14 protein-coding genes and 1 pseudogene are annotated in these 15972 nt (G+C 61.0%); 8 read left to right on the top strand and 7 right to left on the bottom strand.

All coding sequences use genetic code 11. From position 1 onward, the window contains the following. Positions 1-129: 129 nt before the first annotated feature. Positions 130-405 (bottom strand): hypothetical protein, encoded by a 276-nt coding sequence (locus DJ564_RS18405; protein ID WP_109632163.1) that lies wholly within the window; start codon positions 403-405, stop codon positions 130-132. A 345-nt stretch (positions 406-750) separates the two neighbouring features. Then, entirely contained in the window at positions 751-1755 is a 1005-nt protein-coding gene (locus DJ564_RS18400; RefSeq protein WP_109632161.1) for a GlxA family transcriptional regulator, read from the bottom strand. A 240-nt stretch (positions 1756-1995) separates the two neighbouring features. Between DJ564_RS18400 and DJ564_RS18395 the strand changes: the two genes are divergently transcribed. From DJ564_RS18395 to DJ564_RS18385, 3 genes are all read left to right on the top strand, one after another. Further along, positions 1996-2934: a cyclase family protein gene (locus DJ564_RS18395; protein WP_109632159.1), complete on the top strand. Its 939-nt coding sequence runs from the start codon at positions 1996-1998 to the stop codon at positions 2932-2934. 168 nt (positions 2935-3102) lie between these two features. Then, a complete protein-coding gene (locus tag DJ564_RS18390; RefSeq protein ID WP_109632157.1) occupies positions 3103-4686 on the top strand; it encodes an aldehyde dehydrogenase (NADP(+)) in 1584 nt (527 codons plus the stop codon). A 73-nt stretch (positions 4687-4759) separates the two neighbouring features. Next, positions 4760-5689 carry a LysR family transcriptional regulator gene (locus DJ564_RS18385; RefSeq protein WP_109632155.1) on the top strand — a complete coding sequence of 310 codons (930 nt, stop codon included), beginning with the start codon at positions 4760-4762 and terminating at the stop codon, positions 5687-5689. On the opposite strand, the gene DJ564_RS18380 is transcribed toward DJ564_RS18385, so the two are convergent. The 3 genes from DJ564_RS18380 to DJ564_RS18370 all read right to left on the bottom strand — a co-directional run bounded on the left by DJ564_RS18380 (position 5682) and on the right by DJ564_RS18370 (position 8330). Next, positions 5682-6665 (bottom strand): cyclase family protein, encoded by a 984-nt coding sequence (locus DJ564_RS18380; RefSeq protein ID WP_109632153.1) that lies wholly within the window; start codon positions 6663-6665, stop codon positions 5682-5684. The genes DJ564_RS18385 and DJ564_RS18380 overlap by 8 nt on opposite strands. Before the next feature lie 171 nt (positions 6666-6836). Next, positions 6837-7151 carry an NIPSNAP family protein gene (locus DJ564_RS18375; protein WP_109632151.1) on the bottom strand — a complete coding sequence of 105 codons (315 nt, stop codon included), beginning with the start codon at positions 7149-7151 and terminating at the stop codon, positions 6837-6839. A gap of 12 nt (positions 7152-7163) precedes the next feature. After that, positions 7164-8330, bottom strand: coding sequence for an iron-containing alcohol dehydrogenase (locus DJ564_RS18370; RefSeq protein ID WP_109632149.1), 1167 nt, complete (start codon positions 8328-8330; stop codon positions 7164-7166). 154 nt (positions 8331-8484) lie between these two features. Between DJ564_RS18370 and DJ564_RS18365 the strand changes: the two genes are divergently transcribed. The 4 genes and pseudogenes from DJ564_RS18365 to DJ564_RS18350 all read left to right on the top strand — a co-directional run. Further along, the gene (locus DJ564_RS18365) at positions 8485-9273 is read left to right on the top strand and encodes an SDR family oxidoreductase (RefSeq protein ID WP_109632147.1); all 789 of its coding nucleotides are present in this window, start codon (positions 8485-8487) and stop codon (positions 9271-9273) included. Between the two features lie 284 nt (positions 9274-9557). After that, positions 9558-10871 carry an MFS transporter gene (locus DJ564_RS18360; RefSeq protein ID WP_109632145.1) on the top strand — a complete coding sequence of 438 codons (1314 nt, stop codon included), beginning with the start codon at positions 9558-9560 and terminating at the stop codon, positions 10869-10871. A 16-nt stretch (positions 10872-10887) separates the two neighbouring features. Beyond that, a complete protein-coding gene (locus tag DJ564_RS18355; protein ID WP_109636088.1) occupies positions 10888-12009 on the top strand; it encodes an NAD(P)/FAD-dependent oxidoreductase in 1122 nt (373 codons plus the stop codon). A 30-nt stretch (positions 12010-12039) separates the two neighbouring features. Next, positions 12040-12285: pseudogene (locus DJ564_RS18350) on the top strand (UTRA domain-containing protein); the annotation flags it as partial. Positions 12286-12357: 72 nt separating this feature from the next. On the opposite strand, the gene DJ564_RS18345 reads toward DJ564_RS18350, so the two are convergent. Together DJ564_RS18345 and DJ564_RS18340 are read right to left on the bottom strand one after the other, a co-directional pair. Next, positions 12358-13095 carry a TorF family putative porin gene (locus DJ564_RS18345; protein ID WP_109632144.1) on the bottom strand — a complete coding sequence of 246 codons (738 nt, stop codon included), beginning with the start codon at positions 13093-13095 and terminating at the stop codon, positions 12358-12360. A 108-nt stretch (positions 13096-13203) separates the two neighbouring features. After that, positions 13204-14946, bottom strand: coding sequence for an amidohydrolase (locus DJ564_RS18340; RefSeq protein WP_109632142.1), 1743 nt, complete (start codon positions 14944-14946; stop codon positions 13204-13206). Between the two features lie 103 nt (positions 14947-15049). On the opposite strand from DJ564_RS18340, the gene DJ564_RS18335 reads away from it, so the two are divergent. Then, positions 15050-15967 (top strand): LysR family transcriptional regulator, encoded by a 918-nt coding sequence (locus DJ564_RS18335; RefSeq protein WP_109632140.1) that lies wholly within the window; start codon positions 15050-15052, stop codon positions 15965-15967. Positions 15968-15972: the final 5 nt, after the last annotated feature.

Raw genomic sequence — 15972 nt, 5'->3', positions numbered from 1 at the left:
CGCAGCGAACCGTCTACTGGCTTCGTCCATAACTAACTCCAATTATTTTATGTTTTAACAGGCAATAAGAAGTTGTCGAATTCCCTATTAAGGAAAACGTTGAGGGAAGGACTTTGAAGTGCCTTCAGATCAACAGAAAGTGCGAGCCCTGAGGGTCAGTCCGAACAGGCGCGCGATGCGCCGACTCGGTGGTTCCTGACTGTCGTCGAAGCTCCAGCGTTGCTGAAGCCGACCCGTCATCGGGCAGACGCGCCAGTTGGCACGAGGGTGTGCCTTGGCCGGGGAAGAAAGGGTGGAAAACGGGGCGCTGACCCGAGTCGTCAGCAGACGCTCACGGCACAGCTTGACCCGCATGGTCGATGCGAAGGCGCGTACGCCCGGCATTATGGTGGTTTTGAAGTTCATAACATGCCTCTGGACCGGACGGACACCGGTGAGGCAAGTTACGGTGGAGCATCATGCTCTAGCGCAGCTTATCCGACCGAAAAGTCGAGTCCCGTCATTTACTGGGTTATGTGCCAGGTTCCGCAAATTCGCAGTGACCCGACAGCGACTAGATACTGTGTCCATTGGATTCTTTTGTAAGTTGAAAAAAGGCCTTCGTTGAAGGCCCGGGCAATTTACTCAGGGAGGTCGGTGAAGTCAACCTTCAATAGCCGCTAAATGCGGAGTTGAATGGAAAAACATCGACTCTTTATATTGAAGTTTGAATTGGTTCAGCTAAATGACAGTTAGTTACTGCCTCAGTGATTAACGGGAGAAACGATTGCGATAATCCCTCGGCGAAATCCCAAGATTACGCTGGAAGGTAAAACGCATGCGTTCTTCATCGCCAAACCCGCATTGTCGAGCAATTTGATCGATGTTGCGCTCGGACTCTTCCAGCAGGCGGCGGGCGGCTTCCAGGCGCAGCACTTCCACCGATTTTGCCGGGGTGCGGCCGGTCTTGAGTTTGTAGACCCGGGCAAAGTTGCGCGGACTCATTTGCATCTTGTCGGCCAGCGCTTCGACGGTCAGCTTTTCGCTGCTCAGGTTTTGCGCGATCCACAGGTGCAAATCGTCGAAGGCAGCACCGTCCTCGGTTTGCGATTGCAGCAATTGGCTGTACTGGGCCTGGCCGCCGGGGCGCTTGAGAAACACCACCAGTTCCCGGGCAACCTCCAGCGCCACCTCACGGCCGCAGTCGGCTTCCACCAAGGCCAGCGCCAGGTCGATACCGGCGCTGACACCCGCCGACGTCCACACCGAACCTTGCTGAATGAAAATTGCATCGCTGTCGACTTCAATCAGCGGGAAACCCCGCATGAGCATGTCGCACATGGCCCAGTGGGTCGCCGCGCGGCGGCCGTCGAGCAAACCGGCTTGCGCCAGCAGGAAAGCGCCGCTGCACACGGAAGCGGTGCGATTGACGTTGACCGCTGCCGATTTCAGCCAGGCGACCAACGCCTGGGAATTGTCCATCGCGTGACGAATATCCGGCGCGCCGGGGACGATCAGGGTATCGATCGAGTGTTCGTCGAGGTCGCTCAATCGCAAGGTCTCTACCACCAGGCCTTCCGCTGTCTGAATCAGCCCGCCGGCAAGGCTTGCGGTGTGCCGGATGTAACCCGGCAAACTGCGCTCGGCCAAGGCTTTGGAGGCAGCCCAGAACACGGTTTGCGCCCCGGTCAGGTCTAGCAGGCCCATCTGCGGGAACGCGACGAACACGATAGAACGCGGCTGATCGGGATGCGGTGTCCGGGTGATTTCGTTCATGGTCTTGGCTGTCAGCGACGCCGATTCAAACGGCCGGATTTGCGGGGTTTATGTCATTGCGGCCGGCAGAGATCAACCTTCAAACGACGAAATGGCTGCCAGCCCTCTAAATGCACACCGGCTTACTCCTACAAGTGTCACTCGTGACAATCCAGAACAATTGTATTGCCCATCCCTGTCTGTTTCCCCACCCACGGGCTGCGTACCTTGGGTCCACTGCAACCTCACAAGGACCCGCTCATGCTGACCCGATTGGTACTGCCGTTTGCCCTGTTGTTCACCGTCAATGCCGCCCACGCTGCCGATGCTGAAAAATGGTATCCCTCGAAATACGGCGCCAACGACGAAATCGGCGCGCTGAATCTGCTGAACGCCGAGTCGGTAATCAACGCCTCGAAACTGATCAAGACCGGCAAAACCTACCCGCTGGCCGTGCCCATCGACAAAACCCTGCCGGCCTTCCGTCACCGCAGCTTTCACCTGACCAACATCCAGCCGGGCGAAGCGGGCGGCACTACCATGGGGCCGAACAAATTCACCTTCAACGATGAACTGGTGGTCGGCTGGACCGGCGTCGGCACCCAACTCAACGGCATCGGCCACATCGGCATCGACAACGTCTATTACAACGGCAACCGCGCCGCGGACTTTGTCACCGTTGAAGGCGTGAAGAAACTCGGCATCGAAAAAGTCCCGCCCATCGTCACCCGCGGCGTGGTGCTGGACATGACCGCGGTGTACGGCAGCGCCATCGTGCCGGAGAAAACCGAGTTCAGCGTTGCCGACATTCAGAAGGCCTTGGACCTGCAAGGCATCAGCATTCGGAAGGGCGACGTGGTGCTGTTCAACACTGGTTGGCTGGAACTGCTGGGCAAGGACAACGAGAAGTTCCTCGCCGTGGAACCGGGCATCGGCATGGCAGCGGCCAAGTGGCTGGCGGACAAACAGATCGTCGCGTTCGGTGGCGACACCTGGGCTTCGGAAATTTACCCGGCGAAAGACGGCCAGGAATTCCCGGTCAACCAGTTCATGCTGGCCAAGAACGGCATCTACAACCTTGAACTGATCGACAGCCGCGCGCTGGTGAAAGACAAGGCCTGGGAGTTCATGTTTGTGCTGGGGCAGCCCCTGTACAAGGGCTCGACCCAGGTCAACATCAACCCGGTTGCGATTCACTGACACCGATTGTTCGCACATGACGGGCCGGGGGGATGACAAACACTCATCCCCCGGCCCGTTGTTGTCATTTGTTGCCCATCACCCCGGCCAATAAAGTGAAGCGTGCGCCTTAGGCGTACCCCTTCAATTCGAGTGATCGCCTGCCGAATGCGGGCGAGGGAGTTTTTGATGTCCGCTATTTTGGGCCAGCAGTTTATCGACGGGCAGCGCAGTGTCCTGGGCCGTGAGACGTTGCAGAGTTTCGACGCCAGCACCGGGCAGCCGCTGCCCTACGTTTTTCATCAGGCCAACGAACAGGAAGTCGCGCTGGCAGTGGCGGCGGCCACGCGAGCCTTCGCACCTTTTCGCCAGTTTTCGCCGCTACGACGTGGCGAATTCCTAACCGCTATCGCCGATGAAATCGATGCACTGGGCGACGATTTCATCGCGCTGGTGTGCCAGGAAACCGCCTTGCCCGAGGGGCGGATTCGCGGTGAGCGCAGTCGCACCACAGGCCAGATGCGCTTGTTTGCCCAAGTGCTGAGGCGCGGTGATTTTCTCGGCGCGCGGATCGATCAGGCATTGCCTGAACGCACGCCGTTGCCGCGACAGGGCATCCGTCAGTACCGCATCGGCGTCGGCCCGGTCGCCGTGTTTGGTGCGAGCAATTTCCCCTTGGCGTTTTCCACGGCCGGTGGCGATACCGCTTCGGCGCTGGCTGCAGGTTGCCCGGTGGTGTTCAAGGCCCACAGCGGACACATGGCGACGGCGGACCGCGTAGCCAGCGCCATCGTGCGCGCAGCACAGCGTACCGGCATGCCTTCGGGCGTGTTCAACATGATTTACGGTGCGGGTGTCGGCCAGGCTTTGGTCAAGGCCGAGGGCATCAAAGCCGTCGGTTTCACCGGTTCATTGAAGGGCGGTCGAGCCTTGTCCGATCTGGCCGCCGCACGGCCGCAACCGATCCCGGTGTTCGCCGAGATGTCGAGCATCAACCCGGTGATCCTGCTGCCTGAAGCGCTGAACACCCGTGGTATTAAAATCGCCGAGGAACTGACCGCGTCGATCAACCTCGGCTGCGGCCAGTTCTGCACCAGCCCCGGCCTGATCATCGGGCTGCGCTCGCCGCAGTTCAGCGAGTTCCTGAAAGGCTTCGCGCAGAACATGGGCAGCCAACCGGCCCAGACCATGCTCAACGCCGGTACGCTGGAAAGCTATCGTGCAGGCCTTCAACACATAGCGGCCCACGAGCGGGTCGAGCACCTGGGTGGTCATCCACAGGGCGAATCCAAGGCACAACCGCAACTGTTCAAGGCCGATGTGCACTTGTTGCTCGACGGCGATCCGCTGTTGCAGGAAGAAATCTTCGGCCCGGCCACGGTGGTGGTGGAGGTCGCCGACCCGCAACAACTGCGCGCCGTACTCGACAGTTTGCACGGTCAACTGACCGCCACGCTGATTGCCGAACCGGCGGACCTGGATCGCTTCAGTGAGCTGTTGCCATTGCTCGAAGATAAGGTCGGACGGTTGCTGCTCAATGGCTACCCGACCGGCGTCGAAGTCAGCGATGCGATGGTGCACGGCGGGCCGTATCCGGCCACCTCGGATGCGCGCGGCACTTCGGTTGGTACCTTGGCCATTGATCGCTTCCTGCGGCCAGTCTGCTACCAGAACTATCCTGATGAGTACCTGCCCCAGGCGCTGCAAAACGCTAATCCGCTGGGCCTCAATCGACTGGTTGACGGCCAGTGGAGCAGGGCGCCCCTGAGCTGACCTTTTGGCCCGCGCCGGCAAATGGCGGCGTGGGCTCTGACGGATTTGTCCATTGAATCGAGCACACACCGACATGGTTCCTTCCCTTGGCAGCATCGCTTCTCGCCTTCGACTCAAACAACTGCGGTTGCTGATCGCGCTGGACGATCGAGGCTCGTTGCACAAGGCCGCCGAGCAGATCTCGATTTCCCAGTCCGGCGCCACCAAGGCGTTGCACGAGGTCGAGTCGTTGCTCGGCATGCCGCTGTTCGAACGCCAGCCCAAAGGCCTGGTCGCCAATGAAATGGGCCGTTGCATGATTCGTTATGCGCGGTTGATCTACAGCGATGTCGAGCACCTGCGCGAAGAAATGCTCAGCATCATGCAGGGCCAGGGCGGGCGGCTGTCGGTCGGCGTGATCATGGGCGCGGTGCCGTTGCTGACCCGGGCCCTGACTGAGTTGCGCCTCAAACAGCCGGAGTTGTCCGTGGAACTGGTGGAAAACACCAGCGCCACGTTGCTCGGGTTGCTGGACCAGGGGCGGCTGGACCTGGCGATCTGTCGCACCAGCGTCGGCCAGCGTTCGGACGCCTACGACTGCATCGAACTCAGCGAAGAGCCCTTGGCGGTGGTCGCCAGCAAGGACCATCCGCTGGCCCGTGCCGAGTCGTTGCAGCTGTCGCAGTTGAGCGATTACCGCTGGGTGGTTTACCCCAAGGACATGCCGATGCGCCAGGCGCTGGAGCGTGAGTTGAATGAGGCGGGGCTGGAGATTCCGCGTTATCCGCTGGAAACCTCATCGACCTTCGCCACCATTCTGCTGGTGCAGCAGGATCCGACCTTGTTGGCAGTGATCCCGGTGGAAGTCGCGCAATTCTGCGAGCAACACGATTTGCTGGTGAAATTGCCGGTGTCCATGCGCGCGTTGATTGAGCCTTATGGCGTGATCAGCCGGGCCGGCGCCGACTTGTCTCCGGCGGCGACCCTGCTGATCAACGAACTGAAGCAGGACCTGATTACTTGATTACGATCGGGTTCACCGGCGCACCAGTCCCGCCCACGATCTTCAGCGGCGCGGCGGTGTAGAGGAACTGCCACTGGCCGTCTTCGGCGCAATCGCTGGCCAGTTCATCGAGCAACGCCACTTCGGTGAAAGTCACGCCCAGATTGCGCATCAAGGCGTTGTGCAGCGGGATCAGCACGCCCGTGGTCGGGTCGACCGCCACTTCGTTGGCCATGGTGTCGGTGACCAGGTTGGGGATTTCCATCTGGTGAAACCACTCCACCAACTCACGGCTGAAGGTCAGGCCCGGCTCGGCGAAGTCCTTGTAGAACTCCTCAGGCTCACGCTCGTAGAACGAGCCGATCCAGCCGGTGCGGATGATCAGGATGTCGCGCTTCTGGATCTCGATGCCTTGCGCCGTTGCAGCGGCCAGCAGGTCGAGGTGGTTGAAGGTCTCGCCCTTGTCCAGCACGGACTTGCCGCGATGGCGCGCCATGTCGATCAGCACCGCCCGCCCGACAATCCCGCGCTCGGCAATCGGCAGGATGCTGGCCTTGTCCATGCTGCCGATGGTGCTCATGGCGTCGTAGCCGTTCCACAGCTTGTTGTCGTGCCAGACGTGGCCGAGCGCATCGTATTGGGTCGAGCCTTGCAGGTGCATGAAGATCACGTCGTCGGCGTATTCCACGTGGCCGTCGAAGTGGGTCTTGCCAGCGAGGAAGTGGCCTTTGTCCAGCACATTGACGCGCATTGACGGGCGTCGGCCGGGCCACAACGGCTCGCCCTTGGGATGGCCGATCTGCACTTGCAGGGTGAAGGTCTTGCCTTGGCGGACCGAGGCGATACCGCGCAGGATTTCTGCGCTTTGCAGGTAATTCAGGGCGCCGACTTCATCGTCCGGGCCCCATTTGCCCCAGTTGGTGGGCAAGCCTTCGAGCAAGGCTTTGATGTCGGGAGAACGTTCGGCGGCGGTGTTATTGGGATTGTGGTCGCACATGAGGTTGTCCTTGGTTTGAGCAGATTCGGCAGGCCGACACAGTCCCTGTGGGAGCGGGCTTGCCCGCGATGAGGGAGTGTCAGTCGACATTGTTGCGTCTGACATACCGCTATCGCGGGCAAGCCCGCTCCCACAGGTTTTTTGTGTTGCCTGTCGGGTCCGTGCAGGGGGTTATTTGATCGGGGAGAACTCAGCGGCAATCAGCAGTTTCGATTCCATCTTCTCCAGCATCGGGAACGCCTTCGGCACAAAACCTTCAAGCCAGTCCGGATCCTGATACAACGCCGCGCGTTTGTTGATCCGGTCATCGAGGCTCTCGTAGGCCCAGATATGGATCACCTGATTCAACTCGCCGATTTCGGTGTACCACCAGCCCACCAGTGTGGTGTAGCGGGAGATCACCGGCAGCCCGGCCTCTTCGAAGTGCTTGAGGTAGGTCTGCATTTTTCCGATTTGAATCGTGTAGGTGCGCATTTCGTAGAACATGGGAGTCGTCTCTCAGGAATGAATGCCGTGCCAGGCGTTGCTGATGATTCGTTCGATGTCGGCGGCAGTGGTCAGGCGTGGGTTGACCAGCACGTTACCGCTGCGCATCGAATCGCTGACCATTTGCGGCATGTAGTCCAGGTCCACGCCCAGGTCCTTGATGGTGTCGGGAATGCCGATGGCCTTGTTCAGCGCCACCACGTGCTCCACCACTTTGTGTCCGGCGCAGGCAGGGCTCAGGCCGTCGACGTCTTCGCCCATGGCAATGGCGATTTCGCGAAACAGTTCCGGGCAGGCGGCCAGGTTGTATTCGATGACGTAGGGCAGCAGCGTGGCGTTGGCGATGCCATGGGGAATGTTGAAGACGCCGCCGAAGGTGTGGGAGATCGCATGCACATTGCCCAGTTTCGATTGGGCGAACGCGACGCCAGCGAGGAAAGAGCCGAGCAGCATCTGCTCCCGGGCGTGCAGATCGGAGCCCGTGAAAAAGGCTTTCGGCAGGTGGGTGCAGATCATCTTGATCGCTTGCAGCGCCAGGGCCTGGCTGACCGGGTTGGCCTGCTTCGAGACGTAGGATTCGATGGCGTGGGTCAAGGCGTCCATGCCCGTGGCGGCGGTGATCGACGGCGGCAGTTTGAGCGTCAGCTCGGCGTCGAGAATCGCCAGTTTCGGAAACAGTGCCGGGCTGATGATCACGGTTTTGAACAGGGTCTTGGTGTTGGTGAACACGGTGGAGGCGGTGCATTCGCTGCCGGTGCCGGAGGTGGTCGGGATCGCGAAGATCGGCAGGGGCGGGTGCAGCAATTTGTCGTAGCCCTCGTAGTCGAGGATGTTGCCGGGGTTGGTGGCCATGGCCGCCACAACCTTGGCAGTGTCGATGCTGCTGCCGCCACCGACGCCGATCACCGAGTCGCAGTCGTGGTTTTTCAGGAAGGCCACGGCGCGTTCCAGCACATCGGTGGTGGGGTTAGGCTCGACGCCGGAAAACACTTCATAGCCGATGTCGCTCTCGGCCAGCGAGGCAAAAAAACCTTCCATCACGCCCGACGCCATCAGCCCTGCGTCGGTGACTACCAGCAGTTTTTTCCGAACATGGGGCTTGAGCAATGCACCGGCCTGACGCACCAGGCCATTGCCGCTCTTCAAGGTGGTGGGGAAATAAAACTGGAACGGGTTCATGGGTTTCTCCGGTTCTTATTGGTCCGCAGACAGTAATAAGCGTGGGAGGCGGCCGATAATGAAAAGGTCTGATCCGCCGATCACCCTTTGTCATCCCCCGGCGTGTCGGGTTGCGGTGGTAACGTGAGGTTTTCCAACCGTCAGGAGCATCGTCATGGATTTGGGTATTTCAGGTCGCTGGGCCATCGTCTGCGCCGCCAGCAAGGGCTTGGGGCTGGCGTGTGCGCGGGCCTTGGCGAAGGAGGGCGTCAACCTGGTGATCAACGCCCGGGGCGACGAAACGTTGCAAGCTGCGGCTTCAGAATTGCGCAGCCTGGCGCCGGGCATCGAAGTGCGCACGGTGTCCGGGGACATCAGCACGCCTGCGGTGCGTGAGCAGGTTCTGGCGGCATGTCCGCAGGTGGACATCCTGATCAACAACGCAGGCGGCCCGCCACCGGGCGACTTCCGCGACTGGCAGCGCGAAGACTGGCTGAAGGCGCTGGATGCCAACATGCTCACGCCCATCGAGCTGATCAAGGCCTGCGTCGATGGCATGGCCGAGCGAGGTTTCGGGCGCATCGTCAACATCACCTCCGGCGCGGTAAAGGCACCGATCGATGTGCTGGGCCTGTCCAATGGCGCACGCAGCGGCCTGACCGGTTTCATCGCCGGGCTTGCACGCCAGTCGCGGCTGGCCGGGCACAACGTGACGATCAACAATCTGCTGCCGGGGCCGTTCGAGACCGAGCGTTTGCACAAGACCCTGAGCGCTGCCGCCGAAGCCAATGGCACCAGCGTCGAAAGCATCAGCGAGCAGCGGCGCAAGCACGTGCCGGCCCAGCGCTTCGGGCAGCCCGATGAGTTCGGTGCTTACTGCGCATTCATTTGCAGCGCCCAATCCGGTTTTCTCACCGGGCAAAACCTCTTGCTCGACGGCGGCAGCTTCCCGGGGACGTTCTGATCTTTTCGGGGGATGACGTTTGGTGATCCCCCAATCAGATCCCATCATTATTCAGTACTCGGGGGTGTGATTAGAGTGGGGCCGCTTGCCTCATGCCGGTCAGTCAAAACGCAATCCCCTGTGGGAGCCAGCCTGCTGGCGATAGCGGTGGGTCAGTCACATGAATGTTGGATGGTCTGCCGACATCGCCAGCAGGCTGGCTCCCACAGGGGATTGCGGTATTCAGAACATTGACTGACAGGCATTGGGCGGCTCGTATCCACAACAATAAGAGTGCGCCCCTCATGAACAATCCGAGTGCCGAAACCCTGCGGCTCGCCGCCGCGTCTGCCACCGAACGTCCCACCAGCGTGCGCTGGCGGATCTTCCTCATCATGTTGCTGCTGACCGCCATCAACTACATCGACCGCGCTTCGCTGTCGGTGGCCTTGCCGCTGATTTCCAGTGAATTCCAGATCCCGCCCGCGCTGGAAGGCTTGATGCTCAGCGCATTTTTCTGGTCCTACGCGTTGATGCAGATTCCCGGCGGCATGCTGCTGGACCGCTTTCAGACCCGCCGCGTCATTGTCATCGCGACCGTTGCCTGGGGCGCCTTCCAGGCCTTGGCCGCCGGTGCGCACAACTGGATCACGCTGATGATCACGCGCATGGGCCTGGGTATCGCCGAGTCGCCAATCATGCCGGCCGGGGCCAAGCTGAACGGCGCCTGGCTGACCCCCAACGAACGCGGTCGCGGCGCGGTGCTGGTCGATGGCGGCGCGCCGTTGGGCAGTGCCTTCGGCGCAATCATCATTGCCGGGCTGATCGGCTGGTTCGATTCCTGGCGCATCGCCTTTGTGATCGCAGGCATCGGCACCATGCTTGCCGGTGTGCTGGCCTGGAAATACATCCGCAACCATCCCAGCGAACACCCTGGTGTCAACGCGGCGGAACTGGCGCACATCACCGAGGGCAATATCAAAGTCAGCCAACCCGGTGCGGTGACCAGCATCCCTCTCAAAGAACTGCTGAAGGACCGTTCGGTGCTGGCCATGTTCGCCGGTTACTGCTGCATTCTCAGCGTGTTCTACGGTTTGCTGACCTGGATGCCGAGCTACCTGCACCAGACCCACGGCCTGAACATTTCCAGCATGGGCGGCGCGACCTTCCTCATCTTTATGTGCGGTTTCGTCGGCGAACTGGTGGGCGGGTATCTGGGCGATAAATGGAAAACCAGCGGCGCCTCGCCCAATCTGGTGATGCGCAGCATGTTCAGCGGCTCAGCGCTGGTTGCGGCGCTGTGCATGCTGGCGGTGGCCTATACCAATGAGGCCGGCAAGGCGATCGGCCTGCTCTGCGTGGCGATGTTTTTCATTCGTTGGTGCGGCATGTACTGGTGCATTCCGTCGATCCTCGGCGGCACCTCGAAAACCGGCGTGCTGGCGGGCACCATGAACTTCTGCGGCAACATGGCCGGGGTGATCGTGCCGATCCTGATCGGGCTGATTGTGCAGTTCACCGGGTCGTATTTCCTGGTGCTGATCTTCTTCGTGGTCATGGCCATGCTGCTGGCGATATTCTCCAGCCTGATCGATTATCGGGAGCGGGGGCTGGCTTGACATGAGCGGAGGGCAGGTGAGCGTCGATATCGAATGTGTGGTGGTCGGAGCCGGCGTGGTGGGCCTGGCGGTGGCCAGGGCGCTGGCCCAAAGCGGGCGCGAAGTGATCCTGATCGAAGCCGGCGAGGGCATTGGCGTGGGCATCAGTTCGCGCAATTCAGAAGTGATCCACGCCGGCATCTATTACCCGAGCGGCAGCCTGAAAGCGCAATTGTGCGTGGAAGGCAAGCAGCGCCTGTACGCCTTTTGCGATGAGCGCGGTGTCGATTACCAGCGCCCGGGCAAGCTGATTGTGGCCACGGATGAAAGCCAGTGCGCGGCCTTGCAGACATTGTTGGAGCAGGGCCGGCGCAATGGCGTCGATGACTTGCAATGGCTGGACGCCGGGCAGGCGCAGTCGCTTGAACCGGCGCTGTCCTGCGTCGCCGCGCTCTGGTCGCCGTCCACCGGGATCGTCGATTCCCATGCGTTGATGCTGGCGCTTCAGGCAGACGCTGAAGCCTCGGGCGCTTCAATTGCCTTCCACACACCGTTGGTGTCCGCCCGTTGCATCGAACAGGGTTTCGAATTGCACATGGGCGGCGCACAGCCGATGACCTTGACTTGTCGCGAGCTGATCAATTGCGCCGGGTTGTCCGCGCCTGAGGTGGCGAGCCAGATTCAAGGCTTGCCGTCGCAGCACGTTCCCGAGGCACGCTGGTGCAAGGGCAGCTATTTCAGCTTCAGCGGCCGGGCGCCGTTTCGGCACCTAGTGTATCCGGCACCGGAAAGCGCCGGGCTGGGCGTGCACATGACACTCGATCTCGGCGGCCAGGCGCGCTTCGGGCCCGACGTGGAATGGGTCGACCATATCGATTACCGCGTCGACCCGCGCCGGGCCGACGGGTTCTATCAGGCGATCCGCCGTTACTGGCCTTCATTGCCCGATGACAGCCTGCAACCGGCCTACAGCGGCATCCGCCCGAAAATCACCGCCCCGACTGAACCCGCCGCCGACTTCATCATCAGCGGCCCGGCCGAGCATGGCGTGCCGGGGCTGGTGAACCTGTTCGGCATTGAATCCCCGGGGCTCACCAGTTGCCTGGCACTGGCCGATCGGGTGGTGCAACGGCTTTTCCCGTTCTCATCAACGACGTAATCGGCTAACCGCAGGCAAGCCTGCGTTCAGTTCCTGATCCTCGAAAACGACTGCGGCCTGGCGCTTGATCACGCGGATCTGGCCATCGACGCGGTGCTGGCCGACAGCGACCTGACCCAGGCGCTGAACGTCGAGGCCGGTTCGCCGATCATGCGCATCGAGCGCCTGACCCACGATGCCGCAGGCCTTCCCGTGCACTTCGAACACCTTTACTACCGTGGCGATGCCTTCCAGTACCGCTTGCGGATCGACCGGCAAAAAGGGAATCAGGCATGACCCACCGTGGCGGTTTACCCGTGGCCTTACATGACACGCCTCACTCCTGGGAACGGCCGAATTCCCTTTGGGTCAGAAGGATTTGCTGATGCTTGCCACCACCGTGGCGCTGCACACATCGTCGAAGCCCCAGTTGCTGGCGCACTGGCTTTTCGACAGGTCAGTGTCGATGTAACTCAAGCCCAGCATCACACCGGCCAGTTCGTGGGACAGTTTGACTTCCCATTCGCGGTACGAGTCTTCGACATCGCCCGACATCGTGTACAGGTGCGGGTCCTTGAAATCCATGTTTCCGTATCGCAGTTTCAAGCCCGTGTCGTAAGGCAACTCGGTTTCATAACCAACGTAGCTGTAGAGTGAGCTCTGTTTGCTGTCGATCCCCGGCGCATCCGCGGAGTAATAGGCCGCCAGCTTCACGCCATAAGCGCTGAGGATTGCGTAGGTCTCGCCCTGGTTGAACTGGCTTTCCTTTGGATAAGCGTATTTGAGATAGCCAAGGTCCAGGCTCACCGCATCGGTCGCTTGCCAGAGCCAACCGGCGTAGTAATCGACTTCCTGCCGGGCTTTCAAACCGCCACCGAAATCGACGTTTGAACTCCATGCGCCGAGGTACAGGCCGCTGCTGTGCGCCAGGGTCAAACCGGCCTGCACCGCAGGGTCATTCTGGGTTTGCGAAATGCCACGGGTGCGGTAGTCGCTGGCCAGGGTCAGGTCGACCAGCAGGGCGAAATCGTCATTCAAGGGCAGGGCCTGGCTGCTCAAGGGAAGAAGGCTCAAGGAACCGAGGGCGAACAGGGTGAAAGCTTTCATGGGGTGCGTCCCGTTATTGTGATTGTTATGGGCAGATTTTTTGCGGCAAGGCTGCGCCGAACCCCGGCGACAAACGCGGGGCAGGGCAGCGGGTGAAGCTGATTTTTCTTAGAGCGTCGGTGCGTAGACTTCGCGACCGGCGAACCAGGTTTGCAGCACCTGGGTGTCGTGCAGGGCTTTGTTGTCGACGCTGAACACGTCGCGGTCCAGCACGATGAAATCCGCTTGCTTGCCAGGGCTCAACGAACCGATTTGCTTCTCCAGCCCGATGGTGCGGGCAGCGTTGAGGGTGTAGGCGTAGAACATGGTTTCGCGGTCAATACGCTCATCGGCATTCAACACGCCCAGCGGACCTTCCCGGGTGATGGCCTGGGCCATGGCGTTCCATGGATTGGGAGAAGACACCGCCCAGTCACTCGCACCGGCGATGGTCGCACCCTGTTTAAGCAACGAGTGCGCCGGGTACTGATAACGGAAAGCCTGCGCGCTGACATACGGTTTGATCATGTCCAGGGTGTATTCGTCGGCGCTGGCCCACAGCAGTTGCATCGAGGCGATGACGTTGAGCGGCTTAAACCGCGCAAACTCTTTCGGGTTGACCATTTGCAGGTGGGTGATCGAGTGGGTCACACCGCTCTGGCGATCCTTGCGCGCCTGGGCGATGCCGTTCAACGATTCACGTACCGCGCGGTCGCCGATGGCGTGGATGTGCACCAGCCAGCCACGCTGATCGATGGCGCTGACCAATTCACCGAAGCGCTTCGGATCGATCAGCAGTTCGCCCTGTTTGTGCGAGTTGCTGTACGGATCGATCATCGCCGCGCTCTGCGCCGGGTATTCGATCACGCCGTCGGCGAAGATCTTGATCCCGGGCAAGGTCAGGTTCGGGATGCCCTGGAATTGCTGGCGGACCTTGTCCAGGGTGTCGAGATCGGCCGGCACGCTTTTCGGGTTGGCCACCAACAGCGCGGCGACGTGGGCGCTCATGCCGCCGCTTTCGGCCAGCGCCTTGTACACCGGTAGCACACCAACGGTTTTCTCCGTGGGTTTGAGCGCGAACACCGGTTCGCCGGGCGCGGCGTTGGCGGCGGGGTCCATCCACGCGGTGATACCGAGGCTGTTGTTGTAGCGCACGGCGGATTGCGCGGCTTTCAGCATGTCGGCGGGGCTCGGCACCGGCATCTTCGAGGCGACGCGATCCCAGCCGGCGTCCACCAGGAAACCGTTGGGGCTGCCATCGGCGAGTTTGCCGATCGTGTCTTTCTCGGCGTCCGGCAATGACTTGAGCAGCGCCGCATCAATCCCGGCGCGTTCGAGCATCACGTTGTTGGCCCACGCGGTGTGGTGATCGCTGCCGGCGAACACCACGGGCACCTTGGCCCATTCGCCACTGTTGAATTTCTTGCCTAGGGCTTCGGCCTGGGCCCAATAAGTCGAACTCATGCCGGCCACGCTCAACACATCGCCATGCCGGGCCTTGCCATCGTCACGCCAGGCTTTCAGGCGTTTTTCCAGTTCGTCGAGGTCGACCACCTCGTCTGCCATGTTGGCCGAGACCATTTCCAGGCCGCCGAAGACCGCGTGGGAATGGCTGTCGATCAGGCCGGGCATCAGGGCCTTTCCGCCGAGGTCGACGACTTTGGTGCCCGACGCGATCAGGGCCTTGATCTGCGCATCGCTGCCGACTTGCAGCACTTTGCCGTCCTGTACCGCCAACGCCTGCACCTTCGGTTGGGCGCGGTCGGCGGTGAAAATCTTGCCATTGATCAGCACCAGATCGGCGGCGGCCATGGCTTCCATCGAGGCAAAACTGACGGCGGCCACCAATAGATTCGGAATGAATCTTTTCATTGAATGTTTCCTTGTTATTGCGTCTGATGGCCAGATTAGTGGCTTGTCACGGCCAGCAGAACGCCTCGCTCACGAAAAACGTTTTTGCCTGAATGGAAAAAGAATGGACAAGTTGGGTGCATTAAAAATGTTTGTGGTCACCGCGCAACTGGGCAGTTTCAGCCGCGCCGCCGAGCAACTGGGCAAGACCCCGTCGGCCCTGACCAAAGCGGTCAATCATCTGGAGGCGGAGCTCGGCGCCCGGTTGTTCGAGCGCAGCACCCGGCGGATTTTGCTGACCGAATCCGGTCGTCTGTATCTGGAAACCGCGCGCCAGGTCTTACAGCGGCTGGACGAGGCCGGCGAGGAAATCGAGCAGTTGCAGCATGGTCTGCGCGGTAACCTGAAAATCACCGCGCCGCTGGCGTATGGGCATGCATTTCTGGATCAGGTGTGCGGCGGTTTTCTGGAGCAATATCCGCAGATCAACCTGCAAGTGGATTTGTGCGATGAGTTCGTCAACCTGCTGGAAAGCGGCTACGACCTGGCGTTGCGCGAGGGGCATGACGATTTGCCGGGGCTGATCGCCCGCGTCGTCGGCAGCAATCGGCTGGCGTTGTGCGCCAGCCCTGATTATCTGGCGCGCAAGGGGTTGCCGGTCACGCCGGACACCCTCGATGACCACGAATGGCTGCTCTACCGTCATCCGTTGCTCAGCCGCGAATTCTGGTGGGCCGAACGCGACGGGCAACGTTTGAGCCTGGCGCAACCGCAGTCACCGCGGTTGCGCAGCGACAATTACGACTTGCTGCTGGCCAACGCACTGGCCGGGCGCGGCTTGCTGCACACGCCGCTGTGGAGCGCTGCGCCGTACATCGCCGACGGGCGGCTGGTGCGGGTGATGGCCGATTACGTCATCGATCCGGACAGTTTTGGCTCGTACATCCTGGCGGTGTACCCCAGTCATCGGCGGGCAACCGCGAAAGTGCTGGCGTTCATCGATTACATCGCAGGGTTTCTGGCGTCGCGTGGCTTGAGCTGACTGGC

The sequence above is a fragment of the Pseudomonas sp. 31-12 genome, from assembly GCF_003151075.1.
In the GTDB taxonomy this organism is placed as follows: domain Bacteria; phylum Pseudomonadota; class Gammaproteobacteria; order Pseudomonadales; family Pseudomonadaceae; genus Aquipseudomonas.
The sequence above is the reverse complement of the archived record's forward strand: the minus strand, read 5'-3'. Positions and strand labels throughout refer to the sequence as shown.